The 17,024-nt window shown below is 67.4% G+C and carries 17 protein-coding genes; 12 read left to right on the forward strand and 5 right to left on the reverse strand.

The features are described from left to right. The first annotated feature begins 154 nt into the window (after positions 1 to 154). The 4 genes from nagZ to tatC all read left to right on the forward strand — a co-directional run bounded on the left by nagZ (position 155) and on the right by tatC (position 3,030). Complete coding sequence (nagZ, locus tag ACYCO6_RS06090; RefSeq protein ID WP_459770319.1) at positions 155 to 1,159, forward strand: beta-N-acetylhexosaminidase; 1,005 nt, start codon at positions 155 to 157, stop codon at positions 1,157 to 1,159. 147 nt (positions 1,160 to 1,306) lie between these two features. Beyond that, positions 1,307 to 1,579, forward strand: a complete 273-nt coding sequence (locus tag ACYCO6_RS06095) for a twin-arginine translocase TatA/TatE family subunit (RefSeq protein ID WP_459770321.1) — start codon at positions 1,307 to 1,309, stop codon at positions 1,577 to 1,579. An 87-nt stretch (positions 1,580 to 1,666) separates the two neighbouring features. Then, entirely contained in the window at positions 1,667 to 2,233 is a 567-nt protein-coding gene (gene tatB, locus ACYCO6_RS06100) for a Sec-independent protein translocase protein TatB (protein ID WP_459770324.1), read from the forward strand. Beyond that, positions 2,230 to 3,030, forward strand: a complete 801-nt coding sequence (gene tatC / locus ACYCO6_RS06105) for a twin-arginine translocase subunit TatC (protein WP_459770326.1) — start codon at positions 2,230 to 2,232, stop codon at positions 3,028 to 3,030. The genes tatB and tatC overlap by 4 nt, the downstream gene beginning before the upstream one ends. Before the next feature lie 196 nt (positions 3,031 to 3,226). Here tatC and ACYCO6_RS06110 read toward each other — a convergent pair whose 3' ends face one another. Next, the gene (locus ACYCO6_RS06110; RefSeq protein WP_459770328.1) at positions 3,227 to 4,120 is read right to left on the reverse strand and encodes a glycosyltransferase family 2 protein; all 894 of its coding nucleotides are present in this window, start codon (positions 4,118 to 4,120) and stop codon (positions 3,227 to 3,229) included. Between the two features lie 325 nt (positions 4,121 to 4,445). Here ACYCO6_RS06110 and ACYCO6_RS06115 point away from each other — a divergent pair, with 325 nt between their 5' ends. Next, on the forward strand, positions 4,446 to 5,573 hold the full coding sequence (locus tag ACYCO6_RS06115; RefSeq protein WP_459770331.1) for an acyltransferase family protein: 1,128 nt from the start codon (positions 4,446 to 4,448) through the stop codon (positions 5,571 to 5,573). Positions 5,574 to 5,597: 24 nt separating this feature from the next. Here ACYCO6_RS06115 and ACYCO6_RS06120 read toward each other — a convergent pair whose 3' ends face one another. Together ACYCO6_RS06120 and tyrS are read right to left on the reverse strand one after the other, a co-directional pair. Beyond that, positions 5,598 to 6,284 carry a response regulator gene (locus tag ACYCO6_RS06120; protein ID WP_459770333.1) on the reverse strand — a complete coding sequence of 229 codons (687 nt, stop codon included), beginning with the start codon at positions 6,282 to 6,284 and terminating at the stop codon, positions 5,598 to 5,600. Positions 6,285 to 6,324: 40 nt separating this feature from the next. Further along, positions 6,325 to 7,596, reverse strand: coding sequence for a tyrosine--tRNA ligase (gene tyrS / locus ACYCO6_RS06125; RefSeq protein WP_459770335.1), 1,272 nt, complete (start codon positions 7,594 to 7,596; stop codon positions 6,325 to 6,327). Positions 7,597 to 7,720: 124 nt separating this feature from the next. Here tyrS and ACYCO6_RS06130 point away from each other — a divergent pair, with 124 nt between their 5' ends. The 4 genes from ACYCO6_RS06130 (at position 7,721) to ribB (ending at position 11,785) form a co-directional block, all read left to right on the forward strand. Beyond that, complete coding sequence (locus tag ACYCO6_RS06130; protein ID WP_459770338.1) at positions 7,721 to 8,854, forward strand: anhydro-N-acetylmuramic acid kinase; 1,134 nt, start codon at positions 7,721 to 7,723, stop codon at positions 8,852 to 8,854. Next, the gene (locus tag ACYCO6_RS06135) at positions 8,851 to 9,471 is read left to right on the forward strand and encodes a DUF3578 domain-containing protein (protein WP_459770340.1); all 621 of its coding nucleotides are present in this window, start codon (positions 8,851 to 8,853) and stop codon (positions 9,469 to 9,471) included. Before ACYCO6_RS06130 ends, ACYCO6_RS06135 begins: the two co-directional genes overlap by 4 nt. 101 nt (positions 9,472 to 9,572) lie before the next feature. Beyond that, the gene (gene aroC, locus ACYCO6_RS06140) at positions 9,573 to 10,673 is read left to right on the forward strand and encodes a chorismate synthase (RefSeq protein WP_459770342.1); all 1,101 of its coding nucleotides are present in this window, start codon (positions 9,573 to 9,575) and stop codon (positions 10,671 to 10,673) included. A gap of 35 nt (positions 10,674 to 10,708) precedes the next feature. After that, complete coding sequence (gene ribB, locus ACYCO6_RS06145) at positions 10,709 to 11,785, forward strand: 3,4-dihydroxy-2-butanone-4-phosphate synthase (RefSeq protein WP_459770344.1); 1,077 nt, start codon at positions 10,709 to 10,711, stop codon at positions 11,783 to 11,785. 9 nt (positions 11,786 to 11,794) lie between these two features. Here the strand turns inward: ribB and ACYCO6_RS06150 are convergent, their stop codons facing one another. Then, positions 11,795 to 12,412 (reverse strand): LysE family translocator, encoded by a 618-nt coding sequence (locus tag ACYCO6_RS06150; protein WP_459770346.1) that lies wholly within the window; start codon positions 12,410 to 12,412, stop codon positions 11,795 to 11,797. Between the two features lie 159 nt (positions 12,413 to 12,571). Next, positions 12,572 to 13,501 carry a histone deacetylase family protein gene (locus tag ACYCO6_RS06155; protein WP_459770348.1) on the reverse strand — a complete coding sequence of 310 codons (930 nt, stop codon included), beginning with the start codon at positions 13,499 to 13,501 and terminating at the stop codon, positions 12,572 to 12,574. Positions 13,502 to 13,681: 180 nt separating this feature from the next. Between ACYCO6_RS06155 and ACYCO6_RS06160 the strand changes: the two genes are divergently transcribed. The 3 genes from ACYCO6_RS06160 (at position 13,682) to ACYCO6_RS06170 (ending at position 16,967) form a co-directional block, all read left to right on the forward strand. Beyond that, entirely contained in the window at positions 13,682 to 14,260 is a 579-nt protein-coding gene (locus ACYCO6_RS06160; protein ID WP_459770350.1) for a L,D-transpeptidase, read from the forward strand. A gap of 162 nt (positions 14,261 to 14,422) precedes the next feature. Next, positions 14,423 to 14,863 carry a hypothetical protein gene (locus ACYCO6_RS06165; RefSeq protein ID WP_459770352.1) on the forward strand — a complete coding sequence of 147 codons (441 nt, stop codon included), beginning with the start codon at positions 14,423 to 14,425 and terminating at the stop codon, positions 14,861 to 14,863. A 100-nt stretch (positions 14,864 to 14,963) separates the two neighbouring features. After that, a complete protein-coding gene (locus ACYCO6_RS06170) occupies positions 14,964 to 16,967 on the forward strand; it encodes an acetyl-CoA carboxylase biotin carboxylase subunit (RefSeq protein ID WP_459770354.1) in 2,004 nt (667 codons plus the stop codon). The last annotated feature ends 57 nt before the right edge of the window (positions 16,968 to 17,024 follow it).

Here is a 17,024-nt window from a genome sequence, read left to right on the forward strand (position 1 = left end):
ACCGGCCACCCCTTCAATCAGCAACGGCCCCGCGGGCGCGGTTTCGTCTTGCCGCCACCCCGATCCCGCCCGAGTCTGCCCGCATCGATTCCGCTCGCCCGACGTTTTTTCTGCCTCCTGCGCGCAGCAACCGAGAAGTCTCCGAGCCGTCCTCATGACCTCCCGTGCCCTGATCCTCGGCTGCGCCGGCAAGTCGCTCTCCGCCGAGGAGGTCGCCTTCTTCCGCGACGTGCGGCCCTGGGGCTTCATCCTGTTCAAGCGCAATATCGGCACGCCCGACGAGGTGCGGGCGCTGACGGAGTCGCTGCGGGACTGCCTCGGCTCCGCCGAGGCGCCGATCCTGATCGACCAGGAGGGTGGCCGAGTGCAGCGCATGGGGCCGCCGCACTGGCCGGCCTATCCGGCCGGCGGCCGCTACGGGCGCCTGAACGGCAGCGCCACCGCGATCGCCCGGCTCGGCGCGCGGCTAATGGCGCACGATCTCGCCGAGGTCGGCATCAACGTCGACTGCGCGCCCGTCCTCGACGTGCCGGCGCCGGGCTCCCACGACATCATCGGCGACCGCGCCTATGGGACGAATCCGGAGTCCGTCGCCGAGATCGGCCGCGCGATCGCCGAGGGCCTGATGACCGGCGGTGTCCTTCCGGTGATGAAGCATATCCCCGGGCACGGGCGCGCGGCCTGCGACAGCCATCACGGCCTGCCGGTGGTTGAGGCGAGCCGGGAAGCCCTCTCGGCTCAGGATTTCCGGCCCTTCCAGGCGCTTGCCGACCTGCCCATGGCGATGAGTGCCCATGTGGTCTTCACGGCCATCGACCCGGAGCGGCCGGCAACCCAGTCGGCGACCGTCATCCGGGATGTGATCCGCACCGCGATCGGCTTCGACGGCCTGCTGATGACCGACGATCTCTCCATGCACGCGCTCTCCGGGACTTTCCGCGAGCGGGCGCAGTTGGCTTTCGCGGCGGGTATTGATGTCGGCCTGCACTGCAACGGTGCCATGGACGAGATGCGGGCGGTCGCCGAAGCTGCACCCGTCCTCGAGGGGAAGGCGGCCGAGCGGGCGGCCGCCGCGCTTGCGCGCCTCGATCCGGCCGGCGACGCGCTCGACCTGCCGGAAGCGCGCGCGCGCTTCGCGGCCGCACTCGCTGCGGCCTGACCCGCGACCTCGCACCGCGGCCTTCCACCGGCCCTGATATCGCCTCTGCTTGTGTTCGGGCGGCGCGATCCCTAGGTTCGCCCGGAAATCATCAACCGGACGTGGCGTCACGCTCTCGTATCGAGGGGGCGCACGCAGGAGGTTGCCATGGGCAGCATGAGTATCTGGCACTGGGTCATCGTCGCCGTCATCGTGATGCTGCTCTTCGGACGCGGCAAGGTGTCGGACCTGATGGGCGACGTCGCCAAGGGCATCAAGGCGTTCAAAAAGGGCATGGCCGAAGACGAGGCCCCTCAGGCGAATCAGACCGTGGCACCGCCGAGCGAGCCGGTCCGCACCATCCCGCATGCGACCGAGACCAGCCCCGGCACGGCGATCCCGGCGAGCCACCTGCCGGGTGGTGAACGCAAGCCGGTCTGAAGGACTGTCAGGGCGCGCGCGCTCGTGTAGAGCCTGACGGGGACCGGACGCAGGTCCGGATCTCGGGGCAGCAGGACCGTCGACGACATGCTGGACATGAGCTGGGGCGAGGTGATGCTGATCGGCGGCGTCGCCCTCATCGTCATCGGACCGAAGGACCTGCCGAAGGCGTTACGCACCGTCGGGCAGATCACGTCCAAGCTGCGCCGCATGGCCGGCGAGTTTCAGATGCAGTTCAACGAGGCGATCCGCGAGGCCGAACTCGACGAGGTCCGGCGCGAGGTCGACGGCATCCGCAACACCGTTCGCTCCGCGGGCTCCAGCTTCAACCCCGTTCAGACCATCCGCGATGAACTGAAGGGGGCCGTGGAAGGACGCACGGCCAAGCTCGGGCCCGAGAAGCTTGGCCCCGAGCAACCGGCTCCGGAAGTCCGCTCGCTCGCCGACGCGACCGCCCAGCTCAAGGCCGAGCAGGAGGCCGTCGGTTCGGTCCACGCTCCTGAAGCGGCGGCCGCGGATGCCGTGACGGCTCCGGCGCCCGACGTGCCGCTCCCGGTCCCAGCCTCTGTCGACGACCCCTTCGGCCCGCCGGCGGAGCCGCGCACCCCGCACGAAACATCTGTGGATCCGAAGAACGGCGCAGCAGCCCGATGATTACCGAGGCGGACGAGGCCGAGATCGAGGCGTCCCGGGCACCGTTGCTCGAGCACCTGATCGAGCTGCGCTCACGGCTGATCAAGTCGCTGATCGCCTTCGTGGTGATGTTCTTCGTCTGCTTCTTCTTCTCGCGCGACATCTACAACGTGCTCGTCTACCCCTACACGTCAGTGGTGGGTACGCAGAACGCCGAGCTGATCGCGACGCACTTCCTCGAGCAGGTTTTCACCAACATCAAGCTGAGCGTCTTCGGCGCGGCCTTCCTTGCCTTCCCGGTGATCGCCACACAGATCTACGCCTTCGTGGCACCGGGTCTTTACCGAAACGAGCGAAAGGCCTTCCTGCCCTATCTCGTGGCGACGCCGATCTTCTTCGTGCTGGGCGCGCTGGTGGTCTTCTTCCTGGCGATGCCGCTCCTGATCAAGTTCTCGGTCTCGCTCCAGCAGGTGGGCGTAGCCGGAGAGCCGACGATCAAGCTGCTGCCGAAGGTCGACGAGTATCTCTCGCTGATCATGACGCTGATCTTTGCCTTCGGCATCGCGTTCCAGCTCCCGGTGATCCTGACCCTCTTGGGTCAGATCGGGATCATCGATTCGGCCTTCCTGCGGGACAAGCGTCGCTACGCCATCGTGCTGGTGTTCGTGGCCGCCGCCGTGCTGACGCCGCCGGACGTGATCTCGCAGCTGTCCCTGGCGCTGCCCATGCTGCTTCTCTACGAGGCTTCGGTCTTCTCGGTGGCCCGGGTCGAGAAGCTGCGCGCTGCGCGGCGGATCCAAGAGGGGCTGGACCCCTGAGAGCTCGTTCGCCGGCCCCCGAGAGGGGGCAACGTCAAGTCGGTGCGCACGCGTGAAGGAACGCCATCCCGGCCGAAGACGCTCACATTCAGAGCGCCGATCCGAGCCCGCGTCTTGATTGTGGAATGGCCGAAATCGCCATGCGCGCCTATCCCTCGAGCAAGGAAATGCTGGCCGGCTCGTTCTCGGTACCGATCTAAAAGCGCAGTATCTTCTCTGGATCGAGTCTGTTGGTCAGCAGATCCCGGATGGCCAGCCAGTTACCCACGGTGCGCCCCCGGCGATCGACCCAGCGCTCCGGCTTGAATAACTTTACATGATTGCTGATGACGTTCTTGATCATCAGTCGCACGCCGAATGTGGCGGGCATCGTTCCTTTGCGGATCAGGTAGATCGGGTTCGCGATCTGCGAGTATCCGAGCTGCTTTCCGGACGTCCGTGAGGATTTGATGCCCTGGTGAATGCCCGCGAAGCTGTTCGTGGCGACAGTGCGACCATTCCTTCCGACCTGAACCGCAAAATCGATATCTTCCTGCCAGGAATACAGCGGCAACTTCTCGTCGAATCTGATGTTCCCGATTGCGGACGCGCGAAAGACCATGTTGCAGCCGTAGAGGCCGACCAAATCTTTCTTGATGCTGAAGTCGTCCGGCTGACCTTCGATATAGTCCTTCAAGATCGCCTTCGCGTCCTCGAAATCGACGGCCTCGCTGTTGATGCCATCGCGCAACAGCAATCCGTTCGCGCCGGCAACATCCGGATTGCGATGCATGAATTCCGCGATATTTTCGATGCAGTTCGTCGCCGGGATGTAGTCGTCATCGAAAAAAGCCAATAAATCGCAGTCGTGCAGGACCGCTTCGATACCTCGGTTCCGTTGCCGCGACGCACCTGCCGCCCCTTTGACGATCACATGCGAGGGAAAAAGCCGGTTCTCCTCGGGCAAATCGCGGTCGTGTGAAACCGAGTACACGACGCTGGACGGCTTAATCGTCTGATCCTCAAGCAGTTCGCGCCACTGAGAAAGTGTATGCGGACGCCCCTTGCTTGCTATGACAATAGCAACTCTTAATGCCGGAAGATTTTCCATTGGCCATACGAAAACAATACTATAGAGAATCGAATATGCGTGACATGTCAAATCTGTTGTGTCAAGCCCGTATTCTCGAATCCAGCTGCGCTCAGCATTATGTTCCAGAAGCACATTCGGAACGCGCGATGCGTTGGGCCGCGGCAATCGCCGCGGCACAGCACCCGCATGGGTCCGATCAAGGGTCGAAACCTAGCAGGGGTTGCACGGTGACGGTGTGATCGCGCTTGCGGGAAGACTTTGCCTCTCTTTTCGGACCGGCGACATGTGTGGAGATTTTGGAATGCGATTGGCGTCCGGTGATCGGTCAGTGAGCCTCGAAGCGATGCACTCCGTCGCAGAAGGACGCATCCCGGGGCAGGGTGATCGTGTCCGATCTCCCACGGGCCCTCGCATCGTCTTCCTGGACGCCCTGCGCTTCGTCGCCGCTGCAGCCGTCGTATTTCAGCATGTCATCGAGCGTGAGGGCCCGTGGGGTCAGGCCGTTGTCGCGGCATTGTCCCCCGGCGTGTTTGGCGTCGTCCTGTTCTTCATCATCAGCGGTTTCGTGATCCCGATGACGGCGAAGAAGCGCCTGAGCCTGGGGACATTCGCGCTGCGGCGGGTATTCCGGATCTATCCGCTGGTTCTGACGACGTTCGCACTTCTGGCGGTCGTCGGGTACAGCGGCCTCCTGCCGAGCCTGTCCTACCTGAAGGATGCGACAGCCCGTGACTGGATCGCGAACCTGCTCCTCGTTCAGGATTATGTCGGCGCCCTCCCGCTCTGGGGCGTCACTTGGACCCTTAACCTGGAAATAGCGTGGTACACCCTCTTCGCCCTGTCGCTGCTCGTGATCGGTCCCCGCTTCGACGACCGGCTCGCGATCGCCGCACCGATCCTCCTGCTGGGCCTGGCTCTGTTGTCGCTCGCCTCCGGTCACCGGCTGCCGCTGGCGCGCATGGCCATGGTCTACGCCGCCATTCTCGGCGCACGCTTCTACCGGGGACAGAGTGGCACCGTGAGCCGGGATCGCGTTCTCGTCGATCTGCTGGTCTTCATGGCCGTCATGACGATCTGCAACGTCGTGTCCTTCGGATACTTTCGGCACCCGAACATCACGATGGGCCAGGCTGTCTATCCGTGGGTCGCTGCGCCGATCCTCTTCGCCGTCGTGGCACTGCTGCCGCAGGTGCGGGATTCGCGGCTCGTCAACAGCCGGGTGATCGGCTGGCTCGGGGCAATCAGCTTCTCCACCTACCTCCTCCACGGCTTCGCGATGGACATCGCCCAGGACTACGTCGCTGCCGGCGGTGTCCTGGTCGTGTCTCTGGTTTTGGCCCTCGTATTTTCGGTCCTGGGCTATTACCTCGTCGAGGTCCCAGGCCAGAAGCTCGGGCGATGGGTCGAGAGCTGGTACCGGCAAGCGCCCGGTTCGCCGGATGGCCTCATGCGGCGCAATGAGAGGGGCTGAGGCTCGGCAGCCCCGGAACAACGATCACTCCGGAGCGCGCAGGCGGTAGCCGACACCGGTCTCGGTCAGAAGATAGCGGGGACGCTCCGGATCCGGCTCCAGCTTCTGGCGGAGCTGGCGGATGTAGACGCGCAGGTATTGCGGATCCGACGAGGAGGGCGCGTGGCGCATCAGCTGCGCATGCGTGAGCACCTTGCCGGCATGCTGCACCAGCACCCGCAGGAACTCGTATTCGCGCGGCGACAGCTTCACCTCGCGATCCCCGACGCGCACGATCCGCCGCACAAGATCGACCGAGAGATCGTCGAGCCGGAAGACCGGCCGCTCGCCCTGCATGGCAAGGCGGTGACGCAAGGCGGCCCTGATGCGCGCCAAGAGCTCGTTCATGCCGAAGGGCTTGGTGACGTAGTCGTCCGCGCCGAGATCCAGGGCCTCGACCTTGCCGCGCTCGTCGTCTCGACTCGACAGGACCAGGATCGGCAGGTCGGGCCAGCGCTCGCGGACCGCGGCGAGCAGCGTGTGGCCGGCCATGTCGGGCAAACCGAGATCGAGGATCGCGAGGTCGACACCCCCCGCATCCAGGGCGGCAAGCGCCGCGGCCGCGTCGGCGGCCTCGATCACCGCGTAATCCTGCGTGCCGAGACCGGTCCGGAGCAGCCGACGGATCGGCGGCTCGTCGTCGATGACCAGGATGCGCGCGGAAGCGCTCAAGCGTCGGCGTCTCCAGCGGGCTTACGGTGCGGGCGGCGGCTCATTCCGCCCGCAGCAGGACGTGCCGCTTCTTGCCGAACGAGAGCTTGATCACGCCGTCCTGGGTCAGGTCGGTCCGCGTCAGAACCGCCTTCTCATCGGTGACCGGTACGTCGTTGACGCGAAGACCGCCGCCCTTGATCTGCCGCCGCGCCTCGCTCGTCGACGGCACCAGTTTGGCGACATCCGGCCCGAAGGCGGTCAGCACGCCCAGCCCTGATTCCAGCGTGGCGGCAGGCACCGTCACGCTCGGGAGATCCGCGGCCAAAGTGCCTTCCACAAAGGTTTTCCGTGCCGTCTCGGCGGCGGCCTCGGCGGCCTCGCGGCCGTGCATCAGCGCGGTCGCCTCGGTGGCCAGGACCGTCTTGGCGGCGTTGATCTCGGAGCCCGCCAGCGCCGCGAGGCGCGCGATTTCCTCCATGGGCAGCAGCGTGAAAAGCTTGAGGAAGCGAGCGACGTCCGCATCCTCGGTGTTCCGCCAGAACTGCCAGTAATCGTAGGGCTTGAGCATGTCCGGATTGAGCCAGACGGCGCCGGCCGCGGTCTTGCCCATCTTGGCGCCCGACGACGTGGTCAGGAGCGGGCAGGTCAGCGCGTAGAGCTGCGGCGTGCCCATGCGCCGGCCGAGATCGATGCCGTTGACGATGTTGCCCCACTGGTCCGATCCGCCCATCTGCATGATGCAGCCGTAGCGGCGGTTCAGCTCCACAAAGTCGTAAGACTGCAGGATCATGTAGTTGAACTCCAGGAACGAGAGTTCCTGGTCGCGCTCCAGGCGCAGGCGGACGCTGTCCATGGACAGCATGCGATTCACCGAGAAGTGGCGACCGACGTCGCGCAGCATCTCGATGTAGTTGAGCTTGGTCAGCCATTCGGCATTGTCGACCATCACGGCGTCGCCCGCGGCCTCACCGAAGCGCAGGAACCGGTCGAAGGTCTTGCGGATCTCGGCCTTGTTGGTGTCGATCTGCTCGACGGTGAGGATCTTGCGGGTCTCGTCGCGGCCGGACGGGTCGCCGACCCGGGTGGTGCCTCCGCCCATGAGCGCGATCGGACGTCCGCCGGTGGCCTGGAGCCAATGCAGCATCATGATCGACAGGAGGTGCCCGACATGGAGCGACGGCGCTGTGCAGTCGTAGCCGACATAGGTGGTCAACCGGCCTTCGAGGGCTGCGGCGTCGATCCCGGCGAGGTCGGAGGTCTGGTGGATATAGCCGCGCTCGGTCAGGATCCGCAGGAAGTCGGATTTCGGCGCGAAGCTCTCGGCGGTCATGGATTCAATCTCGGGTCGCGGGCTTCGCGCGACAGGCCGAGGCTCCGCGTGCTAGCTCGCGCTGGGTTCAGGATACGGCGCGCTCTTAGCAGGGCGTTGGCCGAAAGGCACGGGGCAGGGCGGCATGGCGATGATGCGCGCGATCGGGCTGATGAGCGGCACCTCGCTCGACGGCGTGGACATCGCCTTGATCGAGACCGACGGAGAGCGGGTCCACGTGGTCAAGGGCCACAACAACTTCCTGGAGCCGCTCGGGCCGACCGGCTACCGCGGCTACACGGATGACGAGAAGGCGCTCCTGCGCGCGGCCACGAAGGACGCGGAGTCGGTGCTTCATCCGGGCGACCGGCCCGGGCGCCTGCCCGAGGCGGAGGAGTTCGTCACCCAGGCCCATGCGGAGGCCGTCGAGCGCTTCCTAGAGGAGAACGGCCTCGGTGCGGCCGACATCGACGTGATCGGCTTTCACGGCCAAACGGTGATTCACCGGCCGGACCAGCGCATCTCGATCCAGATCGGCGACGGTCAGGCGCTGGCGACCCGGCTCGGCATTCCGGTTGTTTCGGACCTGCGCCGCGCCGATATCGAGGCGGGCGGGCAGGGGGCGCCGCTGGTGCCGGTCTTCCACAAGGCACTCGCAGAAGCCTCGGGCTTCGACGGCCCATTCGGCATCCTCAACATCGGCGGCGTGGCGAACGCGACGCTGATCGATTCGAAGGGCGGCGTGATCGCCTTCGATACCGGCCCCGGCAACGCCCTGATCGACGAGTGGATGCAGGAGCGCGAGGGCAAGAACCTCGACGACGGCGGCCGCACCGCTGCCCGGGGCCGGCCCGACGAGCAGCTGCTCGCCTGGCTGCTGACGCATCCGTTCTTCTTCCGCAAGCCCCCGAAGTCGCTCGACCGGAACTGGTTCTCGCACAAGCTCGCGGGCCAGCTCTCGACTGAGGACGGCGCGGCGACGCTCACGGCCTTCACGGCGCGGGCGGTGGCGCGGGCGCTGGACCATGCCCCCGAGATCCCGACCCGCTGGATCGTGGCCGGCGGCGGCGCGCGCAACGGCGAGCTGGTGCGGCTCCTGAACTACCATCTCCGGGCCGAGATCACGACGGCCGACGCCATCGGCTGGTCCTCGGCCTATCTGGAGGCGCAAGCCTTCGCCTACCTGGCGGTGCGCTCGCTCCAGGGCCTGCCGATCACCTTTCCCGCGACCACTGGTGTGCGCGAGGCGATGACCGGCGGTGTGCTCGCGCGGCCGTGAGCCTCGGCTTCGCCCTTCGGCGGATCGTTGAGGAATACCCGCTCGCTCGCGTCGAGCCGGTGGCCGGGCATCCCCTGGCGGCCGTCATCCGCAGAGGCGCGCCGGACGAGCTGCGCGCGGCCCTGGCGCCGATCGACGGGCCGTTCCTGATCAGGGGAAGCTCCGGGCGCGGCAGCCATTGGGCGGCCGTCCCGTGGATCGCGATCTTCGATCCCGCCGTCACGACGAGCGCCACGCGGGGCTTCTATCTCGTCTACCTGTTCCCGGCGCATCGCGAAGCGGTCTACCTGTCGCTGGCGCAAGGAACCGTGGCGGCGCTCCGCGAGCACGGGCCGCGCGCCGGCACCCATCTGCGCGCCAGCGGCGACGCGCTGCGGGCCCGGCTGTCAGACTTCGCCGACGCGCTGCCCGACGCGACCATCACGCTGGGAAGTGCCGGTGAGCTCCCGGAGGGCTACGAGGCCGCGCATATTCGCGGGCTCAGCTACGATCGCGACGCACTCAGCGACGAGAGGCGTCTGCGCCGTGATCTCGCCGCAGCCGTCGCGGCCTACCGCGCGCTGAAGGCACGGGGCGGGCTCGATCTGCCCGGGGCGCGTGGAACCGGCCCGGCTTGAACCGCGGCATCCGTCGACGCGCCGCGACCGCCGGATCTTCGTCGCAGCCGGGTGCGGTGCCGTTTGTGCCCCCGCCGCTCCCGCGCTAAGGCACCGGCGTCATGTCTCACAACACCTTCGGCCACCTGTTCCGCGTCACGACCTTCGGCGAGAGCCACGGGGTCGCGCTCGGCTGCGTGGTCGATGGCTGTCCACCCGGCCTGCCGCTTGAGGCCGAGGAGATCCAGGCCGAGCTCGACCGCCGCAAACCCGGCCAGTCGCGCTTCACCACGCAGCGCAGGGAGCCCGATCAGGTCCGGATCCTGTCGGGGGTGTTCTCCGATGACCGCACCGGCGGGCGTCAGCTCACCACCGGTACACCGATCGCGCTGATGATCGAGAACACGGATCAGCGCTCCAAGGATTATTCCGAGATCCGCGACAGCTACCGGCCGGGTCACGCGGACTACACCTACGACGCCAAGTACGGCATCCGCGACTATCGCGGCGGCGGTCGCTCTTCCGCGCGCGAGACCGCGGCGCGGGTCGCGGCCGGCGCCGTGGCGCGCAAGATCATCCCGGGTGTCACCATCCGCGCAGCGCTCGTGCAGATGGGCCCGCACGCCATCGACCGGTCGCGCTGGGACTGGGCCGAGGTGGGCAACAACCCGTTCTTCTGCCCGGACGCCGAGGCCGCCGCGCACTACGAGGCCTACCTCGACGGCATCCGGAAGGACGGCTCCTCGGTCGGCGCGGTGATCGAGGTGGTGGCCGAGGGCGTGCCCCCGGGCCTCGGCGCGCCGGTCTACGGCAAGCTCGACGCTGACCTCGCCGCCGCGATGATGTCGATCAACGCCGTCAAGGGCGTCGAGATCGGCGACGGCTTCGCCGCCGCGGCCCTGCGTGGCGAAGACAATGCCGACGAGATGCGCGCCGGCAACGGCGGTCGGCCGCGCTTCCTGGCCAACCACGCGGGGGGCATCCTGGGCGGCATCTCCAACGGTGAGCCCGTGGTGGTCCGCTTCGCCGTGAAGCCGACCTCCTCCATCCTGACGCCACGCCGCTCGGTCACCCGCGACGGCACCGAGGTGGACCTCGTCACGAAGGGCCGCCACGATCCCTGCGTCGGCATCCGCGCCGTGCCGGTGGCGGAGGCCATGATGGCCTGCGTGCTGGCCGATCACTATCTGCGCCATCGGGGGCAGGTCGGGCCGCAGCCCTGATCCCGGCCTTGGCCTCAATTGATTCGAGATTGCCCGTGCCCCACTGCACCGTCACCGAGGCCATCGCGGCCTTCGCCCGCGGCGAGATCGTGGTCGTCACCGACGACGATGATCGCGAGAACGAGGGCGACCTGGTCGTCGCGGCCTCGCTCTGCACGCCGGAGAAGATGGCGTTCATCATCCGCAACACCTGCGGCATCGTCTGCGCGCCGATCACCCAGAGCGAGGCGCGCCGCCTGCAACTCGCCCCGATGGTCGCCTCGAACGACGCGCCCCTCGGGACGGCGTTCACGGTCACGGTGGATGTGAAGCACGGTCTGACGACCGGCATCTCGGCGGAGCAGCGCTGCAACACGGTGCGGGCGCTCGCCAACGGCAACATGGGCGCGGGCGATTTCGTGCGTCCGGGGCACGTCTTCCCGCTGATCGCCCGCGACGGCGGCGTGCTCATGCGCTCGGGCCATACCGAGGCCGCGGTCGACCTCTGCCGCCTGGCAGAATTGCCGCCCGTGGGCGTGATCTGCGAACTCGCCAACGACGACGGCACGGTGATGAAGGGGCCGCAGATCGAGGCTTTCGCCGAGACGCATGGGCTGAAGCAGGTCTCGGTCGCCGATCTGATCGCCTACCGGCAGGCCCGGGACCGGCTGGTGGAGCGGGTCGGTCATTTCCCGGTGCGCTCGAACCACGGCGACATGAACGCCTACGTGTTCTCGACCCCGTTCGAGACGATCCAGCAATTCGCCTTCGTGATGGGCGAGATCGGCGACGGCCGGGACGTACTCGTGCGCCTGCACCGCTCGAATGTCGTCGCCGACGTGATCGGCGGGGGCAAGCAGATCGACGCGGTGCTGAAGCGCTTCGCGGCGGTGGGCCGGGGCGTTCTGGTCTATCTCCGGGACGGCACCGCGGGCGTCCCGGTCAAGAGCGTCACCGACGAGGGTACGGAGGCCCTGCGCGCCCGGCAGTGGCGCGAAATCGGTCTGGGCGCGCAAATCCTGCGCGACCTCGGCGTCGTCTCGATCCGCAATCTCGCGACCTCGTCGCGCTCCTATGTCGGCCTCTCGGGCTTCGGCATCGAACTTCTGGGCGACGAGCCGCTGGACGGCTGAGCGGGCGCGTCAGGGGCGCCGCGCGACCGTCCAGATCGCGGCGCCGGCCATGACCGCGGCCGCACTCCGGTTGAGTCGGCGGCGGAAGACCGGTTTCTGCAGCGCCACCCGCGCCCGCGAGGCCAGTGCCGCGTAGGGGGTCATGACCGTCACGAGCACCAGCGCGGTGAGCGAAACCAGGGCAGCGAAGTCCTGGCGGGTGACGGCGCCGAGGTCGATCAGGGTGGGCAGCACGGCTAGGTAGAAGACGATCGTCTTCGGATTGGCGAGGGTGATGCTGAGTCCGGCGCCGAAACTCGCGAGCGGTCCGTCGGCTGCATCGCCCTCGACTCCCGTCGCCGCCGCGGTCGAGCGCCACAGGCGGAAGGCCAGATAGGCCAGGTACAGGCCGGCCATGACGCGCACGACGACGAAGACAGGGCCGAGCCTTTCCGCGACGAGGGTCAGCCCGAACACCGCGGCGGCGAGGTAGGTCAGGTCGCCCAGGATAAGGCCCAGCGCGAAGGCCATGGCGGATCGGAAGCCCGATCCGAGCGCGCGGGCCACGAGGGCGATGACGCCCGGACCCGGAACCGCGGCGACCACGCCCAGCGCGAGCGCGTAGGTCAGGAAGCCGTCCGCTGTCATCGGATCTTTCCCGGACGCCGGGGACAGGCCGCGCCAACCCGGCCATGCATCCAAACGGCCATGATGAGACGATCCGATGTGCTCACGATCCGCTTCCCTCGAGCGGCAGGATAAAGCCCGATCCGGGCCGGCGCCGATCGCCGGCCTGCGGATTGAGGCCTAGCGCCCCATCAGGGCGTCCACGTGCGCCGCGACCGATTTGCCGAGCCCTTCCAGGCTGTAGCCGCCCTCCAGCACGGAGACGATGCGGCCGCCCGCGCACCGTTCTGCCAGCTCCATCAGCCGGCGCGTCGCCCAGCCAAAATCTTCCGCTTCGAGCCGCAGATTCGCCAGCGGGTCGAGCCGGTGCGCGTCGAATCCCGCCGAGATCACGATCACGTCCGGCCGGAAGGCCTCCAGGCGCGGCAGGATGCCCGTCTCGAAGGCTTCGCGGAAAACCTCGCCGTCGTCGTTCGGCCGCAGCGGCACGTTGACGATCGTATCCTTGTCGCCCCGCTCGGATGAGGCGCCCGTGCCCGGGTAGAGCGGCATCTGGTGCGTGGAGCAGTAGAGCACGGAGGCATCGTCCCAGAAGATGTCCTGGCTGCCGTTCCCGTGGTGGACGTCCCAATCCACCAGGGCGACCCGTTCGGCACCGTGCTTTTCCTGGGCGTAGCGCGCCGCGATGGCGGCGTGGTTGAACAGGCAGAACCCCATCGAGCGGGTTCGTTCGGCGTGATGACCCGGCGGCCGCATGGCGACGAACGCGTTCCGGCACTCGCCGGCGATGACCGCGTCGAGGGCGTGCGTCGCGCCACCGATGGCCCGCAGGGTCGCCTCCAGGCTGCCCGGAGACAGGATCGTGTCGGAGTCGATCCCGACCATGCCGTGCTCAGGGATCGCGGCGACCAGCGCGTCGACGTATTCGCGCGGGTGGGCCAGCGTGGCGACCTCGACGGCGGCGCGCGGTGCCGACGCCCGCACGAGGCCGGCGAAACGCTCGTCCTCCAGTGCGCGCTCGACGGCCCGCATCCGGGCCGGCCGCTCCGGATGTCCCTCCGGAACCTCGTGATCGAAGCTGGCGGGATGGCTCACGTAGAGGGTGGTCACGACGGTCGCTCCGGGATGCGGTCCTGTCGCGTGCCTGCAACAGGAGCCGGCAATGTGCCATGGGCGAAACGCGCGGACTACGGGCGGGTGCCCGCCCTGGTTATGGTTGCCCGATTCTCTCGCGCGAAACGGCCGTAGGACGACGCGTCCGGAGCGCGTCCACCTGTCGAGGGCGGCCCGATGCGCGTCATTCCTGTTCTGGCCTGCGCCCTTCTGCTGTCGGGCTGCAACTTCAAGGGGGTTCCCGATCCGGCTCTGACCGCACGGGATGCGGAATTCATGGCGCTCGTTCCCGAGGCGGAGTTCGACCCTCATTTCGCACGCTACGAGGTGAGCGACTCAACGCATCAGCCGCCCGGCACCATCGTGGTCGAGACGAAGGAGCGGCAGCTCTACCTCGTCCTGCCGGAGGGGAAGGCAATCCGCTACGGCGTGTCGGTGGGCGACGAGGCGTATGGCTGGAGCGGCACGGCGAAGGTCGACCGCAAGGCGGAATGGCCGGCCTGGAACCCGCCGGCCGAGATGATCAAGCGCTGGCCGCATGTCCACGCCATGCAGGGCGGCCCGATGAACCCGCTCGGTGCTCGCGCCCTCTACCTGTCCGATCACGGCAAGGACACGCTGTACCGGATCCACGGCACCAACGAGCCGGAGAAGATCGGTCGGGCGGTCTCCTCCGGCTGCATCCGCATGCGCAACATCGACGTGGTCGATCTCTACAATCGCGTCCCCGTCGGGGCCACGGTCATCGTCCGGTAACGCAACGGATCAACGTCCCAATAAGCCTGCTTGCTCGGGACGTGTTTACCTGAACTTCCGTTCAGATCTGGCCATTAACTTCTGGCAGGGAAGCCGTCCCGTAAGTTGAAGACACACAGGGACAAGCACCGACCGCAGCAAAGGTCGGAGGAGCAGGCGACCATGACCATGATTTCCGTTCAACAGTTCTGCAACCATGCTGTGTCGGCGGGCACGATCAGCGACGAGGACCTGATCGTCCTAAAGCGCGAGGTCCTGCCGGACGGCCTCATGAGCCGGGAGGATGCCGACCTGCTGATCGCTCTCGAGCGGGCGGTGATCGGGTCCGACGCCTTCGCCGACTTCCTGGTGGCTTCGGTGGTGGATTTCGCGGTGTGGGGCACGCGCCCGACGGGCTATATCGACCGCGACGTCGCGGCTTGGCTCGCCGCCTCGCTCAGCGGCCGCGACGGCCCGAGCCCGGTGGGCGCCCGGATCGCCATGGAGGTCGTGCGTGAGGCGCAGGGCAGCGCCGAATCGCTGATGGTCTTCGCCCTCGAGGCCAACCGCCGAGTCCGCGACACGGCCGAGCCCGCGCGTATCACCTTCGCCCTGGCGGCGTGAGCCTTCGACAAAGGCGCAGCTTCCGTCCGCCGCGCAACTGATCTATCGGGACAGTCAAGCCGGTGTGCAATCCGGCGATCTCGAAAGCAGTGCGCCAGCGATGTTCGACAAGATCCTGATTGCCAACCGGGGCGAGATCGCCTGCCGGGTCATCAAGACCGCCCGGAGAATGGGCATCAGGACCGTAGCGGTCTACTCGGACGCCGACCGCGACGCCGTGCACGTCGCCATGGCCGACGAGGCCGTCCACATCGGCCCCGCCGCAGCGGCGGAGTCCTATCTGGTCATCGACAAGATCGTCGCCGCCTGCAAGCAGACTGGCGCCCAGGCGGTCCATCCCGGTTACGGCTTCCTTTCCGAGCGCGAGGCCTTCCCGAAGGCACTCGAAGCCGCCGGTATCGTGTTCATCGGCCCGAATCCCGGCGCCATCGCCGCCATGGGCGACAAGATCGAATCGAAGAAGGCCGCAGCGGCGGCCGAGGTCTCGACCGTGCCGGGTTTCCTCGGCGTGATCGAATCCCCTGAGCACGCCAGGAAGATCGCCGATGAGATCGGCTACCCGGTGATGATCAAGGCCTCCGCGGGCGGCGGCGGCAAGGGGATGCGAATCGCGTTCTCGGGCGACGAGGTGGCCGAGGGCTTCGCCCGCGCGCGCTCCGAGGCCGCCTCCTCCTTCGGCGACGACCGCGTCTTCATCGAGAAGTTCATCACAGACCCGCGCCACATCGAGATCCAGCTGATCGGCGATAAGCACGGCAACGTCGTGTATCTCGGCGAACGCGAGTGCTCGATTCAGCGGCGTAACCAGAAGGTGATCGAGGAAGCGCCGTCGCCGCTCCTCGACAAGAAGACCCGCCGGAAGATGGGCGAGCAGGCCGTCGCCCTCGCCAAGGCGGTGAAGTACGATTCGGCCGGCACGGTCGAATTCGTCGCCGGTCAGGACAAGTCGTTCTACTTCCTGGAGATGAACACCCGCCTGCAGGTTGAACATCCGGTGACCGAGATGATCACCGGCCTCGACCTCGTCGAGCTGATGATCCGGGTCGCGGCCGGCGAGAAGCTTCCGATCACCCAAGACGACGTGAAGCTGAACGGCTGGGCGGTGGAGAGTCGCGTCTACGCCGAGGATCCGACCCGCAACTTCCTTCCGTCGATCGGGCGGCTGACGACCTACCGTCCGCCGGAAGAAGGTCGGCAGGGTGCCGCCATCGTGCGCAACGATACCGGCGTGGAGGAGGGCGGCGAGATCGCCATCCACTACGATCCGATGATCGCCAAGCTGGTGACCTGGGCGCCGACCCGCGATGAAGCGATCGCCGCGCAGGCCGAGGCGCTGGATGCCTTCGCCATCGACGGCATCCGCCACAACATCCCGTTCCTGTCGGCGCTGATGGCCCATCCCCGGTGGCAGGAGGGCCGCCTCTCCACCGGCTTTATCGCGGAGGAATTCCCGGAGGGCTTCACCGCCCCGGAGCCTGCGGGCCAAACGGCGGTCCGCATGATGGCGGCGGCCGCGGCCATCGATCACAAGCTCAACCAGCGCAAGCGCGGCATCACCGGACAGATGCGCGCGCCGGGACTCTTTGCCTTCGAGCGGGACCGCGTCGTGATCCTGGCGGGACAGTCCTACCCGGTCACCGTAGAGCCGGAGGGTCCGGATCTTCTGGTGACCCAGGAGGACGGCACCGCGCTGACCGTGGCCAGCGCATGGCGTCCGGGCGAGCCGGTCTGGATCGGCACGATCGGATCGGACCGCGTGGCGATCCAAGTGCGAAGCCTGCTCAACGGCGTGTTCCTGCAGCATGCCGGAGCGGCTGGCGACGCCCGGGTCTACACCCGCCGCGAGGCCGAGCTCGCCGCGCTGATGCCGGTGAAGGAGCAGGCGGGTTCGGGCAAGCAGGTGCTCTGCCCGATGCCGGGTCTCGTGAAGCAGATCCTCGTGTCCGAAGGCCAGGAAGTGAAGAGCGGCGAGCCGATCGCCATCGTCGAGGCGATGAAGATGGAGAACGTGCTGCGCGCCGAGCGCGACGCGAAGGTGGCCAAGATCCACGCCAAGGAGGGCGACAGCCTCGCGGTCGATGCCGTGATCCTGGAATTTGCCTGAGCGGTGAGAGCGCTCAATCCGTACGGATCACGGCGTAGCCATGACCGTGTTTGCCAC

The sequence above is a fragment of the Methylobacterium sp. CM6257 genome (genome assembly GCF_054611515.1).

Coding starts and splice junctions, on each gene's coding strand:
- nagZ (WP_459770319.1), top strand. CDS start 155: ATGACCTCCCGTGCCCTGATCCTCGGCTGCGCCGGCAAGTCGCTCTCC.
- ACYCO6_RS06095 (WP_459770321.1), top strand. CDS start 1,307: ATGGGCAGCATGAGTATCTGGCACTGGGTCATCGTCGCCGTCATCGTG.
- tatB (WP_459770324.1), top strand. CDS start 1,667: ATGCTGGACATGAGCTGGGGCGAGGTGATGCTGATCGGCGGCGTCGCC.
- tatC (WP_459770326.1), top strand. CDS start 2,230: ATGATTACCGAGGCGGACGAGGCCGAGATCGAGGCGTCCCGGGCACCG.
- ACYCO6_RS06110 (WP_459770328.1), bottom strand. CDS start 4,120: ATGGAAAATCTTCCGGCATTAAGAGTTGCTATTGTCATAGCAAGCAAG.
- ACYCO6_RS06115 (WP_459770331.1), top strand. CDS start 4,446: ATGCACTCCGTCGCAGAAGGACGCATCCCGGGGCAGGGTGATCGTGTC.
- tyrS (WP_459770335.1), bottom strand. CDS start 7,596: ATGACCGCCGAGAGCTTCGCGCCGAAATCCGACTTCCTGCGGATCCTG.
- ACYCO6_RS06130 (WP_459770338.1), top strand. CDS start 7,721: ATGGCGATGATGCGCGCGATCGGGCTGATGAGCGGCACCTCGCTCGAC.
- aroC (WP_459770342.1), top strand. CDS start 9,573: ATGTCTCACAACACCTTCGGCCACCTGTTCCGCGTCACGACCTTCGGC.
- ACYCO6_RS06150 (WP_459770346.1), bottom strand. CDS start 12,412: ATGACAGCGGACGGCTTCCTGACCTACGCGCTCGCGCTGGGCGTGGTC.
- ACYCO6_RS06160 (WP_459770350.1), top strand. CDS start 13,682: ATGCGCGTCATTCCTGTTCTGGCCTGCGCCCTTCTGCTGTCGGGCTGC.
- ACYCO6_RS06165 (WP_459770352.1), top strand. CDS start 14,423: ATGACCATGATTTCCGTTCAACAGTTCTGCAACCATGCTGTGTCGGCG.
- ACYCO6_RS06170 (WP_459770354.1), top strand. CDS start 14,964: ATGTTCGACAAGATCCTGATTGCCAACCGGGGCGAGATCGCCTGCCGG.